General features: G+C 73.2%; 11 protein-coding genes, 2 tRNA genes and 1 riboswitch. Of the genes, 4 read left to right on the plus strand and 9 right to left on the minus strand.

All coding sequences use genetic code 11. The annotated features are described in order from the left end of the window. Positions 1 to 180: riboswitch (cyclic di-AMP (ydaO/yuaA leader) on the minus strand. Positions 181 to 371: 191 nt separating this feature from the next. Both IPT68_RS17395 and IPT68_RS17400 read right to left on the minus strand, forming a co-directional pair. Next, on the minus strand, positions 372 to 1,619 hold the full coding sequence (locus IPT68_RS17395) for a PP2C family protein-serine/threonine phosphatase (protein WP_189696139.1): 1,248 nt from the start codon (positions 1,617 to 1,619) through the stop codon (positions 372 to 374). Positions 1,620 to 1,792: 173 nt separating this feature from the next. Then, positions 1,793 to 1,866 (minus strand) — tRNA-Met (locus tag IPT68_RS17400). A 289-nt stretch (positions 1,867 to 2,155) separates the two neighbouring features. On the opposite strand from IPT68_RS17400, the gene IPT68_RS17405 reads away from it, so the two are divergent. Both IPT68_RS17405 and IPT68_RS17410 read left to right on the plus strand, forming a co-directional pair. Further along, positions 2,156 to 2,416, plus strand: a complete 261-nt coding sequence (locus IPT68_RS17405; protein ID WP_189696138.1) for a phosphopantetheine-binding protein — start codon at positions 2,156 to 2,158, stop codon at positions 2,414 to 2,416. Further along, positions 2,406 to 3,629 (plus strand): beta-ketoacyl-[acyl-carrier-protein] synthase family protein, encoded by a 1,224-nt coding sequence (locus IPT68_RS17410; RefSeq protein ID WP_189696137.1) that lies wholly within the window; start codon positions 2,406 to 2,408, stop codon positions 3,627 to 3,629. Before IPT68_RS17405 ends, IPT68_RS17410 begins: the two co-directional genes overlap by 11 nt. Positions 3,630 to 4,266: 637 nt before the next feature. Here the strand turns inward: IPT68_RS17410 and IPT68_RS17415 are convergent. Then, positions 4,267 to 5,397, minus strand: a complete 1,131-nt coding sequence (locus IPT68_RS17415; RefSeq protein ID WP_189696136.1) for a dihydrofolate reductase family protein — start codon at positions 5,395 to 5,397, stop codon at positions 4,267 to 4,269. A gap of 75 nt (positions 5,398 to 5,472) precedes the next feature. Between IPT68_RS17415 and IPT68_RS17420 the strand changes: the two genes are divergently transcribed. Further along, positions 5,473 to 5,985: a MarR family winged helix-turn-helix transcriptional regulator gene (locus IPT68_RS17420; RefSeq protein ID WP_189696135.1), complete on the plus strand. Its 513-nt coding sequence runs from the start codon at positions 5,473 to 5,475 to the stop codon at positions 5,983 to 5,985. Positions 5,986 to 6,114: 129 nt separating this feature from the next. Continuing rightward, the gene (locus IPT68_RS17425; protein ID WP_189696134.1) at positions 6,115 to 6,741 is read left to right on the plus strand and encodes a GTP cyclohydrolase II; all 627 of its coding nucleotides are present in this window, start codon (positions 6,115 to 6,117) and stop codon (positions 6,739 to 6,741) included. 147 nt (positions 6,742 to 6,888) lie between these two features. Here IPT68_RS17425 and IPT68_RS17430 read toward each other — a convergent pair. The 6 genes from IPT68_RS17430 to IPT68_RS17445 all read right to left on the minus strand — a co-directional run bounded on the left by IPT68_RS17430 (position 6,889) and on the right by IPT68_RS17445 (position 12,710). Then, positions 6,889 to 6,961, minus strand: a tRNA-Lys gene (locus IPT68_RS17430). A gap of 99 nt (positions 6,962 to 7,060) precedes the next feature. Beyond that, entirely contained in the window at positions 7,061 to 8,644 is a 1,584-nt protein-coding gene (locus tag IPT68_RS17435; RefSeq protein WP_228039736.1) for an amino acid permease, read from the minus strand. Between the two features lie 75 nt (positions 8,645 to 8,719). After that, entirely contained in the window at positions 8,720 to 9,073 is a 354-nt protein-coding gene (locus IPT68_RS34095; protein ID WP_228039737.1) for an FG-GAP repeat domain-containing protein, read from the minus strand. After that, positions 9,021 to 9,716 carry a hypothetical protein gene (locus IPT68_RS34100; RefSeq protein ID WP_228039738.1) on the minus strand — a complete coding sequence of 232 codons (696 nt, stop codon included), beginning with the start codon at positions 9,714 to 9,716 and terminating at the stop codon, positions 9,021 to 9,023. The genes IPT68_RS34095 and IPT68_RS34100 overlap by 53 nt, the downstream gene beginning before the upstream one ends. A 2-nt stretch (positions 9,717 to 9,718) precedes the next feature. Beyond that, positions 9,719 to 10,393, minus strand: coding sequence for a hypothetical protein (locus IPT68_RS34105; protein WP_228039739.1), 675 nt, complete (start codon positions 10,391 to 10,393; stop codon positions 9,719 to 9,721). Between the two features lie 235 nt (positions 10,394 to 10,628). After that, on the minus strand, positions 10,629 to 12,710 hold the full coding sequence (locus IPT68_RS17445; protein ID WP_189696133.1) for a DEAD/DEAH box helicase: 2,082 nt from the start codon (positions 12,708 to 12,710) through the stop codon (positions 10,629 to 10,631). Positions 12,711 to 12,858 lie beyond the last annotated feature (148 nt).

Genomic DNA, 12,858 nt, shown 5'->3' on the forward strand with positions numbered 1-12,858 from the left:
CCTTTCCTTCCTTCTCGCCTACCGGGTTAGCTGACGGGTTCGGAGCAGGAAGGTCTCCTACGCGCGTAAACCAGCCGTACCACTACGGCGGCATACGCCCGATTCACCCCAAGGTGGTGGTTCCCCGGTTCCCTTGTGCGGCCGGTAAGGGCCTCGCGCGGGATTCGGCGCGTGCGCACGGAGCCGCCTCTTGTGACGGCTGGGACGACCGCGCTGCGTTATCGGACGTTAATAGAACCAGGGCCTGATTTCCAAGCCGTTCCACTTGATCATTAAGGTTTTCCGCCAGGACGTACGGGCCATCAACGACGAAAATCGGGCGAGTTGACCTCCGGTCAGGACCGTACCCATTTCTGACTGCATGTCAGTTGTCATGCGGAGGGCGTTTGTTCCATCACCCCTGGTGACGGTCGCCGGACGGCGAGCAGAGCCATGTCGTCGGTGGTGCCGCCCTCGCTGTGCCGGCGAACGTCTTCGGCCACCGCGCAGAGCAGTTCGGCGGGCCCGCCGAAGGTCCGGCCGGCCAGCCGGGCCGCCGGGTCGTAGAAGACGCCCCGGGCGTCCCGCGCCTCGGACAAGCCGTCCGTGTACAGCAGCAGCGTCGCGCCGCCCGGGAAGCGGGACTCCTCCGCGCGGTCCGGCCAGGAGGCCAGCTCACCCATGCCGAGCGGCAGCGCCGCCTGCCGGGCGGGCAGCGGGCGCACCGTGCCGTCGGCGTAGAGCATCAGCGGCGGCGGATGGCCGCGGTTGAGGATGCGGACGACACCGTCCTCGTGCGGGATCTCGGCGAGTACGGCGGTGGTGAACCCCTCGAAGGCGTCGATCGCGTCCCGTCGCGTGCCCTCGCGCGTCAGCGCCCGCTCCAGCCGCCGCGCCACCGCCTCCAGCGTCGCCTCGTGCTCGGCGGCCTCCCGGAACGCCCCGACGACCACGGCGACCGCCGCCACCGCCCCCATGCCCTTGCCGCGCACGTCCCCCACCACGAGCCGTACGCCGTACCGGCTGTCCTGCACCGCGTACAGATCGCCGCCGATGAAGGCATCCGCCTGCGCGGCCTCGTAGCGCGCGGCGACCTCGAAGCCGCCGATCCGCTCCATCGGCTCCGGCAGTACCGCCAGCTGGGCGGCCTCGGCGATCTCCCAGGCCGAATGGAGACGGGCGTGGCTGCGCCGGACGAGCCCGTTGATCAGCAGGGCGAGGGCGGCGACCGTCACCACGGTGACCTGCTCGGTGAGCGCCTCGACCTGGAGGAGGTCGCCGTACCGGATGTCCACCGCCATGCCCACGGCGACGGCGGCGACGCCGATGAGAAGCGTGGCCCGGCGGGAAAGAAGCGGTGCGGCGATCAGCGGGGCGGCGGTGAACAGCGGGGCGGCGCTGAAACCGCGGGGGGTGAGGTAGTCGTAGCAGCCGCCGATGACGACGAGCAGGGCGGGGAGGGCGCGGACGAAGGTGCGGGCGAAGAAGACCGGCCGTTCCTCGGTGGGCGGCTCGGGCGGCTCGGGGCGCGCGAGCGCGGGGGAGTCACGGGGGCGACCCGAGCCGGGAGCCCCGCCCTCGGGGAGCCCGCCGCCGGCTCCGGGGTACGGCCGCTCTCCTTCTGCCTCCGCAGGCCGCACTGTCCTCTCCCACCACGACGGTCACCGCACCTGTCCAGCGTTCCCGCAGTGGGCGCGCGGGACCAGCCCGGATGGGCCGACCGGATGAGGGGAGAGAGTGAGAGGAGAGGGCGAGGACCGGAAACGACTCGGGGCCGGAACCCATGATCTGGATTCCGGCCCCGGGCCTTCAGTAGCGGGGACAGGATTTGAACCTGCGACCTCTGGGTTATGAGCCCAGCGAGCTACCGAGCTGCTCCACCCCGCGTCGGTATGACACCAGTGTACGGCATGCGCGGGGCCCGACGCGCCACGGTTTCCCCCGACCCCCGCTGAGCAGGCGGTTTCCGGCCGGACGCCGGCTACGGGGGCCGGGTACGGGGGCCGGGGACCACCCGATTGACGGGTAGCCGGCCACCCGTTCTCGCGCGTTCATCCCAGCTGGGGGCGGCCGAGGGCGCGGGCCGTCGCGCGTCCGCGGACCCCACCAGCGCAGGAACGCGAGCGGTGGCCCCGTTGGTGCCGCACCGACCGCAGACCGAACAGGAGACCACCGTATGACCCAGGCCACGGAACGGACCGAGTTGCCCGAGCGGCTGGTCGAGCTGATCACCCACCACTTGGAAGTGCGGGTGGACCGGGACCGGCTGACGCCCGACGTGACCTTCGCGAGCATCGGCATGGACTCGCTGTCCCTGATGGAGCTGGTCGTGGCCGCCGAGGAGGAGTTCGGCATCGTGCTGCCCGACGAGGCGCTGGACCTCTCCCCCGCCTCCACCCTCGGTGACGCCGCCCGGGCCTTCCGCGATGCGGCCTGACGTCGCGGTCACCGGGCTCGGCCTGGTGACACCCGCCGGGCTGACCGCCGGGGACAACTGGTCGGCCCTGTGCCGGGGCCGCTCGCTGGCCGCCCCGGATCCCGAACTCGCCGGCCTGCCTGTCGACTTCTCGTGCCAGGTGACCGGGCTGGACGCCGAACGGGAGCTCGGACGTCCGCTCGCCCGGCGCATGGACGGCTTCCTGCGGTTCGCCCTGGTCGCCGCCCGGCGGGCGGTCGCCGACGCCGGGCTCGATCCGCTGACCTGGCGGGGCGAGCGGGTGGGGGTCGTCCTCGGGGTCGGCTCGAACAGCCTGAGCACGTACGTCACCGAGTTCGGCCACCTCAGCGCGGGGCGCCCGGAGCGGGTGTCGCCGCTCGCGCTGCCGCGCAGCGTGCCGAGCATGGCCGCCGGGGAGGTGTCCATCGACCTGGGGGCGCGCGGCCCCAGCTTCACCACGTCCAGCGCCTGCGCCTCGGGGGCGACCGCGATCGGGGTCGCGCGGGATCTGGTGCGGTCGGGAGCGTGCGACATCGTGCTGGCGGGGGGCGCCGAGTCGGCCCGGTCCCGGATGACGGCCACCTGTTTCACGCGCATGCGCGCGCTGTCCCGCCGCCGCGAGCGGCCCGACCTCGCCAGCCGGCCGTTCGACGCGGCGCGGGACGGGTTCGTGCTCGGGGAGGGCGCGGGGGTCCTGGTGCTCGAGCGGCCCTCCGCCGCCCGGGCCCGCGGGGCGTCCGTCCTCGCCCTGCTGCGCGGATACGGCGCGACCGCCGACGCCCACCACCCCGTCGCCCCGCACCCCGAGGGCGCGGGTGCCGTCCTCGCCCTCGGGGCCGCCCTCACGGACGCGGGCTGCGCGGCGCGGGACGTCGGCCACGTGAACGCGCACGGCACCTCGACGCCGTTGAACGACGCGGCCGAGGCGACGGCCCTGCGGCGGGTCTTCGGGGACGGGGGGCCACCGGTCACCGCGTCCAAGGGCGTGATCGGGCACGCGCTCGGGGCGGCCGGCGCCATCCAGGCGGCGTACACGGTGCTCGCCCTGCGCCACGGGAGTGTGCCGCCGGTGGCGAACTTCGATGGGCAGGACGGCGACCACAAGCTCGACGTCGTGGCCGGGCGCCCGCGGCCGGTGGACGCGGGCCTGGGCATCAGCTGCTCGTTCGGGTTCGGCGGGCAGAACGCCGTGCTGCTGTTCGAGGCGGCTTAGCGGGGCGCGGGCGCCGGTGCGGGCGAGGCGGGGCGCTGGTGCCGGCACAGGAGCGCCGGCGCCGGTGCCCCCTCCACGGGGCGCGGGTGCCGCGCCGGACTCGGCGGGACGCCGGTGCGGGAGCCGTACCGACCCCACCCGCGCTGGTGCCGGCACAGGAGCGCCGACGCCGCAGCCCCCTCCACGGGGCGCAGGCGGCGCGCCGGACTCGGCGGGACGCCGGTGCGGGAGCCATACCGACCCCACCCCGCGCCGGCGCCGGCACAGGAGCGCCGGAGCCCCCCTCCGCGGGGCGCAGGCGGCGCGCCGGACACGGCGGGACGCCGGTGCGGGAGCCATACCGACCCCACCCCGCGCCGGCGCCGGCACAGGAGCGCCGGAGCCCCCCTCCGCGGGGCGCAGGCGGCGCGCCGGACACGGCGGGACGCCGGTGCGGGAGCCATACCGACCCCACCCGCGCTGGTGCCGGCACAGGAGCGCCGGAGCCCCCCTCCGCGGGGCGCGGGTGGCGCGCCGGACTCGGCGGGACGCCGGTGCGGGAGCCATACCGACCCCAGCCGCCGCCCCGTCCTCCCCGCACCGCATCGCCCCGCACCGCATCCACTGCCCGCACCGCAGGGCACCCCACCCCGCCGGCTCACCCCACCAGGTGACGATTGGGCTCCTTGGCCGCGGCCTCGTACTCCGGCACCACCACCACCGTCACCCCGGCCCCCGCCAGCAGTCCGCTCCCGTCGGCCCCCCGCACGAACGTGTCCGGCTCGCGCCAGGCCGTCACCACCCGCCCGACCCCGGCGTCGAGGATCAGCCGGGCGCAGGGGCGGGGCCGGGAGGCGCGGTGGGTGCACGGCTCCAGGCTGGTGTAGACCGTGGCGCCGGGGAGCCGTGGCTCCGCCGCGTCGATCTTCGCGAGCGCCGCCTCCTCCGCGTGGACGACCGGGTCGCCGCCCTCCCGGGAGTGGCCCCGGGCGAGTTCCGTGCCGTCCTCGGCCACGACCACCGCGCCCACGCTGAACGCCGTCCTCGACGGCGGGCACAGCGCGGCCAGCTCGCAGGCGAGGGCGAGCCAGCGGCCGTCGGCGGCCGAGGGGAGGGCGCCGGTGCCCGGGGCGGTGGGCTCGTAGCGCATGAGGACGACGTCCTCGACGGGCCGGGTCTCGACCAGGCGCAGACGTCCGGACTGGTAGCGGCCGGGGCCGAAGAGCCGGGGAGCGGACGGGTCGCCGACGAAGAGGGGGGCGAGGACGAGCTGGAGTTCGTCGGCGAGGCCCTCCAGGAGGAGCTGGGTGTGGACCGTGCCGCCGCCCTCGACCATCAGGCGGCGGACGCCGCGTACGTCGTGCAGGTACGCCAGGACCGCCCGCCAGTCGAGGGTGTCGCCGAGGGCGACCACGTCCGCCGCGACGGGCGCCTCCACCAGGCGCCGGGCGCCCCGCGTCGTCGTGCACACGAGCTTCTCGCCGCCCGTGTGCCAGAAGTTGGCGGCCGGGTCGAGGTCGCCGGAGCCGCTCACCGTGACCTTCAGGGGATACTCCGGTTTTCCGGCCGCCGTCCGGGCCGCCCGCCGCTCGGGGGAGTTGACCAGCAGCCGGGGGTTGTCGGCGCGGATGGTGCCGGCGCCGACGAGGATCGCGTCGGACGACGCCCGTACCTCGTCGACCCGGTCGAAGTCGGCCGGGCCGGACAGGAGCAGACGGTCGGGGCCGGTGTCGTCCAGGTAGCCGTCGAGGGAGACGGCGGCGGACAGCAGGACGTAGGGGTAGGGCATGGACGCACTTCACCTCGGGGGTCGGGGCCGGACCGGCGATTTGGTTTAAGTTTGAAGCAAAATTACACTGGCGGCATGACGACTCGCTGGCTCACCCCGCAGGAGCAGCGCGCGTGGCGCGCGTACATGGGGGCCACCCTTCTGCTGGAGGACGCGCTCGACCGGCAGCTCCAGCAGGAGGCCGGCATGGCGCACATGTACTACTCCATCCTCGCCAACCTCTCCGAGGCCCCGGAACGCCGACTACGGATGACCGATCTCGCGGAGCGGCTGAAGATCACCCGCAGCCGGCTGACCTACGCCGTCACCCGGCTGGAGAAGGACGGGCTGGTGCGGCGCGAGGAGTGCCACTGGGACAAACGGGGGAGCGTGGCCGCGCTGACCGACGAGGGGATGGCCACGGTGGAGCGGGTGGCGCCGGGACACGTGGAGACGGTGCGCGCGGCGCTGTTCGACCATCTGACGCCGCATCAGGTGAAACAGCTGGAGGAGATCTTCACGGGGATCGCGCAGGCCCTCCAGGGGGACGACGAGGGCGGCGCGGTGGCCGACGTGCCGTGGCGGCGCCGGTCGTCGCCCTGCTCCTGACGACGCGGCGCCCCGGCCTCGCGGGGCCGCCGGGGCCGGACCGCAATTCCGTTGCTTGAACTTTAAAGCATGCAGTAGGATTTCGATCAGGAGCTGCTTCAAAACTGAAACACTCACCCGGAGACCCGCATGCCCGACTTCCCCGCCGCCACACCGCGCGCCCGCGTCCGGGTGCCGCTGCGCTTCCACGACGGCTACAGCGTCGACGCCGACCTGGTCACCTTCCACGGTCTGGCCGACGGCCAGGAGCACGTCGCCGTGGTCCTCGGCGAACCCGGCCCGCGCCCTCTCGTGCGCCTGCACTCCGAATGCCTCACCGGCGACCTCTTCGGCTCCGCCCGCTGCGACTGCGGCCCCCAGCTGCGCGAGGCGGTCGAGCGCATCGCGGCCCGCGGCGGCGTGCTGCTCTACCTGCGCCAGGAGGGGCGCGGCATCGGCCTCTACAACAAGCTCGACGCGTACGCCCTCCAGGACGGGGGCCTCGACACGTACGAGGCCAACGCCGCGCTGGGCCTGCCCGAGGACGCCCGCGACTACACGGCGGCGGCGCAGATGCTTCGGGCCCTGTCCATCACCGACCTGGACCTGCTGTCCAACAACCCCGACAAGGCCGACCAGCTGAGCGGGCTGGGCATCACCGTCCACGACCGCGTCCCCACCGGCGTCTTCGCCACCGCCGACAACATCCGCTACCTGCGCGCCAAGGTCCTCCAGACCCGGCACACGCTGCCGCTCGCGGAGCTGAACGCGGGGTGAGCCGGGTGGCCCGGGCGAGCGGGGCCGCTTTGACACCGTGCGGCGTGCGGCACTTGAGGCGCGAACGCGCGACAGCGCCCCGCCCGGTGGAGACCCGGCGGGGCGCTGGTGACAGGTCGAACGGCAGTCCCCTGCTCGCGTGACCGGTAGGCCCTGTGGGACTCGAACCCACAACCAATGGATTAAAAGTCCACTGCTCTGCCAATTGAGCTAAGGGCCCAGGCGATGTTGCCTCCACGAGCATAGCCGGAGGAGGCCGCATCGCCGATTGGGTATCCGCGGGACGGGGCCGTCCGCGGGGCGGAAGGATCCCGAAGTGTTAGGGATCCACCGGTTCGCGCGTCCCCGGCGCCTCGGGACCGGGCCCCGCCCCCTGTCCCGCGAGCCGGGCCGGCCCCCGTCGGGCCTCCCTCGCCGCCGTCCGCTCGTGCTCCGGGTTCAGGAACCAGTGCCGGGCCGACGCCAGCCACCAGGTGGCGGCGAAGCCGAGGACGACGAGGACGGCGACGGCGGCGTAGTTGAAGGTCTCCCAGGTGACCGGGGAGACCTGCGGAAGCATGAAGAGCACCGTGATCACGCCGACCCAGCCGACCGCCACCACCCCGACCGGACGCGACCAGCGGCCCAGGTGCCACGGGCCCCGCTCGAAGTCCTCGCCCCTGCGCAGGCGCAGCAGCGTCGGGATGACGTACGCGATGTACAGGCCGATCACCGCGATCGACGTCACCGCCGCGTACGCCGTGACATTGATCAGGTAGGGCAGGCCCAGGGCCAGGGCGCCCAGCGCGGCCAGCCACACCGCCGCCACCGGCGTGCGCGTGCGCGGGCTCACCGTGTGCCACAGGCGCGAGAACGGCAGCGCGCCGTCGCGCGAGAAGGCGTAGATCATGCGGCTGTTGGCCGTCACGGACGCCATGCCGCAGAACAGCTGGGCGCCGATCACGACCAGCAGCAGCAGTTCGCCCGCCGTGGCGCCCAGCGCGTCCAGGAGGATCTGCGCGGGTGGCGCTCCGGTCGGTGACGTGCGCGCCCCCTCGTACGACTGGATCGCGAAGGTGAAGCCCAGCAGCAGGACGAACCCGGCTATCCACGACGTCCAGATGGAGCGGACGATCCCCTTCGGGCCCGCCGTCGAGGCGTCCCGCGTCTCCTCCGTCATGTGGGCCGAGGCGTCGTAGCCGGTGAAGGTGTACTGGGCCATCAGCAGGCCCAGGAGGACCACGTACGCGCTGCTGCCCCAGCCCGTGTTGTTCACGAACTCGCCGAAGACGAACGACGCCGGCTGGTGGTCGTCGGGCACGAAGGTCAGCGCGCCGACGATCAGGGCCACGCCCAGCACGTGCCACCACACGCTGACGCTGTTCAGCAGGGCGACGACGCGCACGCCGAAGGTGTTCAGCAGTCCGTGCAGCAGCAGGATCGCCGCGAAGAGGAGGATCGTGCGGCCCGGGGTGACCTCGAAGCCGAACCGCAGGTTCAGGTACGCCCCCAGGAACGACGCCGCGCCGAAGTCGATGCCCGCCGTCACCGCCACCTGGCCCAGCACGTTGAACCAGCCCGTGAACCACGCCCACGCGGCGGCCGTGCGCGACGGCGCCAGCCGGTGCGCCCAGAAGTACAGGCCCGCCGACGTCGGGTACGCCGAGCAGATCTCGGCCATGGACAGGCCGACGAACAGGGTCATCAGACCGACCGCGACCCAGCCCCAGGTGATCACCGCCGGGCCGCCGGTGTTCATGCCGAACAGGTACAGGGTCAGGCAGCCGGACAGGACGGAGATGATCGTGAAGGAGACCGCGTAGTTGGAGAACGCCGACATCCGGCGGGCGAGGACCTGGGTGTAACCGAGCTGGGCCAGACGTTCCTCGTCCGTCGGCCCGCCGCGCAACGCGTCATCTGTCATGCCCCCAGCAATTCCCTCGCCGGGGGCGTGACACACGTCACAATCGGCGGCAACAGGCGGATCGGGTCCCGGGCGTCAGAAGAGGCCCTTGTAACCCTGCCGGCCCGTCCCGATCCTCACCCGCGTCCCGAACGACCCCTTCCCCGTACCGGGAATCCGGTACAGCGCGCCGGCGGTGTCCCGCGCGACCAGGTCGGCCGCCCCGTCGCCCGTGATGTCGCCGGCCCCGACGACCACGTTGTACGACACGCCCCAGCTCGCGGACAGCTTCACCCGCGAGGCGAAGGTGCCGGTGCCGGTGCCGGTGCCGTAGTAGCGGTACAGCGCATTCGTCGTGTCCTGGGCGACCAGGTCACCGATGCCGTCACCGTTCAGGTCACCGGCCCCGACGACCTTCTTGTACGTCTTCCAGTTGTCGTACAGCTTCACCCAGGTGGCGAACTTGCCCGTGCTGGTGCCCTGGTAGAGGTAGACCGTCGCCGGTGGCGGCGGTACGGGCGATCAGGTCGGGCCGGCCGTCGCCGGTGACGTCGCCGGGCGAGGTGAGGACGTCGTACTGGTTCCAGCCGGTGCCCGTCGCGATCGTGGTGTACGGCGTCGACGGCGTCAGCGGGGCGCCGCAGGCCGGCTTGTACCGCCGCACCGTCCCACCGCTGTACTTGACCAGGACGTCGTTGCAGCGGTCGCCGTCCAGGTCGCCCAGGGGAACGGCCTTCACGCCGGCCGGCCAGCCGGCGCCGTCGGTCCGCTCGGCGAACCCGCCGCGGCCCGTGCCCTGGTGGAAGCTCAGCCGCCCGGACGAGTTCAGGCTGAGCAGGTCGCCGACGCCGTCGGGGATGCCCGACGCGCCCACGTGGTCGCGGCGCACCGGGCTGCCGTCGTACAGCCGAACCGTGCCCCGTGTCTCCAGCGGCCCGCCGACGCCGTCCGCCGGGAGGACCGTCAGCGTCCAGTCGTAGGTGCCGTTGGCGATGCGGTCGTCGCCGTTGCCGTCCCAGCCCACGGTCATCTCGCCGCGCGCGGGTCCGCCCTCGTCCACCTCGACGACCCGGCCGGTGACCCTGTCGCGCACGGTCAGTTTCCAGTCCGCCGCGGCGGTGCCTCGACCGTCAGGTACTGCCCGTCCTTCCCCGAGCGGAACAGCAGCCCGTCCGCGTCCCCGCCCACGGGCTGACCGAGGTTCACGCCCTCGGGCACACCGGTGACCGGCACGTCCCGCGTGCCACCGTCGGCGTCCGGGAACAGCAGGTGCATCTCCCGCCGGGCGACGCCATGGGCGTCGGTCACGTTGCGGTAGGCGATCGCCAGGTCCTCGTAGGCGGTGAGCAGCCCCAGGTCCTCGGGAACCTGGAGGGTGTGCTTGGTGCCGTCGACCGCGTTCCACAGGTCGACGACCCGGTTGTCCGGGTAGCGGTACTGGAGCGTGTCACCGCTCGCCGCGGTGTACCAGGAGGCGGCACCGGTCGACGGGGGCACGGGCACGGACCTGCCGTCGGAGTACCGCGTCCAGACCAGCCCCTGGCCCTCCAGCGTGTGGAAGACGCCCTGCGCACCGGCACCGTCGTGACCGGCGTACGTCGAGTTGGCGTAGAGGTCGGCCGAGACGTAGGTGCTGCGCAGCGTGGCCGGCACCACCGTTTCCTGCGGCGTGTCCGCGACGGCGCTACCCGGCAGGAGCGGGGTCAGTCCGCCCGCCAGGACGGCGCAGGCGGCGACGAAACGCAGGCGTCTGTGGCCATGGCGAGCCAAGTGAGTCCCTCCCCGGGAAGCGGAGACGGTCCGGGCGCCCCACGGCGCCCGTGGCCCCCCGGCCGTCACACCCGTCTCGCAAGTCGGCTGATCCTGCTGACACCAACGCACCTTTGGGGAAAGCCTGGGGAGGGATCACCAACTGTTCGTCCACGGACAACGCCGTGGCCCCCACCGACGGATCGGTGGGGGCCACGGCGTGTGATGGTGCTGCGTTGACGGTGCTCAGGCGGCGTCAGCCGTTGCGCTTCCAGCGCGGCTTGTCCTCACGGCGCCCGAAGGAGCCGCCGCCACGGTGGTCGTCACGACGGCCGTACGGGCGCTCGTGACCGCCGGTGCGGAAGCCGGGGCGGTCGCCCTGACGGTCCCGGTTGAACGGACGGTCGCTGCCCCGGTGGCCGCCGCGCTCGTCACGCCGGTCGAAGGAGCGGGCGGGACGCTCGTCCCGGCGGAAGCCGCCGCGGTCGTCACGACGCTCGAAGGAACGACCGCCGCGCTCGCCGTCACGACGGTCGAAGGAACGCCCGCCACGGTCGTTGTCCCGGCGCTCGTCCCGGCGGAAGCCACCACGGTCACCGTCACGACGCTCGAAGGAACGGCCACCGCGGTCGTTGTCCCGGCGCTCGTCCCGGCGGAAGCCACCACGGTCACCGTCACGACGCTCGAAGGAACGGCCACCGCGCTCGCCGTCACGACGGTCGAAGGAACGCCCGCCACGGTCGTTGTCCCGGCGCTCGTCCCGGCGGAAGCCACCACGGTCACCGTCACGACGGTCCCGGCGCTCGTACGACGAGGAGCTCCCCGCACGCTCCGGCCGCTCGAACCGCTCGACGTCCCGCGCCGCCGCCTGCTCCGGCACCGACACCTCGATCACGTCCGGCGCCTCGGCCGTCTCGGCGACCGCGGCCTGTGCCTCGGCCACCGCAGCCTGCGGGTCCTCGCCCCGCTCGCGGGCGACCCGGGCGACCAGCCGGTCGGCCTCCTCACGCAGCTCGGCGGCGCGCCGCTGCGCCCGCTCCAGCTGCTTGGTCAGCTGGGCGACCTCGCGCTCCGCCTGCTGCGCGGCGTTGCCCGCGGACTCGGCCTGGACCTCGGTCATCGACCGGGCACCGGTGATCTCGGCGACCTCGGGGTCGAACGCACCGGCGCCCTGGATGATGTGGCGCGAGGCGTCGACGCCCGCGTCCTCCATCAGGCGGAAGATCTGGCGGCGCTGGTGCGGCAGGGCGAGCGACACGACCGTGCCGGTGCGCCCGGCGCGCGCCGTACGGCCGGCCCGGTGCAGGTAGTCCTTGTGGTCACCGGCGGGGTCGACGTTCAGCACCAGGTCGATCCCGTCGACGTGGATGCCGCGGGCCGCGACGTCGGTGGCGACGAGCACGTTGACGTACCCGTCCTTGAAGTCGGCCAGCGTCCGGGTCCGGGCGCCCTGCGTCATGCCGCCGTGCAGCGCCTCGGCCTTGGCACCGGCGTCGCGCAGCTGCTCGGCGACGCGGTCGGCGCCCAGCTGGGTGCGGACGAAGATGATGGTGCGGCCCTTGCGGGAGGCGATCGCGGCGGTGACCGGCGCCTTGTCCTTGGGCTTCACGATCAGGATGTGGTGCGACATGGTCGTCACCGCGCCCTGGGCCGCGTCGACCTCGTGGGAGACCGGCTCGTTCAGGTACCGGTCGACGAGGGTCTGGATCTCGTTCTCCATCGTCGCGGAGAACAGCATCCGCTGGCCGCCCACCGGGACCTGGTCCAGCAGCTCCGTCACCTCGGGCAGGAAGCCCAGGTCGGACATCTGGTCGGCCTCGTCCAGGACGGCGACCTCGACGTCCTCCAGGGAGCACGCGCCGCGGTTGATGATGTCGCGCAGCCGGCCGGGGGTGGCGACCAGGACGTCCACACCGCGCTCCAGGGCGTAGATCTGGTTGCCCATGGAGGTACCGCCGCACACGACCTTCATCTTCAGGCCGAGCTGGTCGCCGTACGGCTGCAGCGCGTCCGCGACCTGCATCGCGAGCTCGCGGGTGGGGGTGAGGATGACGGCGCGCGGACGGTGCTTCTCGGTGCGGCCGCCGGCCAGCCGGGTCAGGGCCGGCAGGCCGAAGGAGAGGGTCTTGCCGGAGCCGGTGCGGCCACGGCCGAGGATGTCCTTGCCGGCCAGGGCGTCCGGGATGGTCGCGGCCTGGATCGGGAAGGGCGTGGTCACGCCGTTCTGCGCGAGCTTGCGCACGACGCCCTCGGGCAGGCCGAGGTCGGCGAAGGTGATCTCGGGGGACTGGTCGTCGCCCGCGGGCACGACGGAGTGATCAGTACTGGCGATGGACATACGTATGCGAAACCTTCCGGAGTCTCATCGGCACGCGCCCGTCAACTCCGTGATTCGCACACGACCGCCTCAATGCGGTCCGCCACGGCAAGGGAGAGTACGCGCCACACGGCGCGCTCTGCGGTGGCGCCGGGCAAATGGGATCAAA

The sequence above is a fragment of the Streptomyces chromofuscus genome, assembly GCF_015160875.1.
Lineage (GTDB): Bacteria > Actinomycetota > Actinomycetes > Streptomycetales > Streptomycetaceae > Streptomyces > Streptomyces chromofuscus.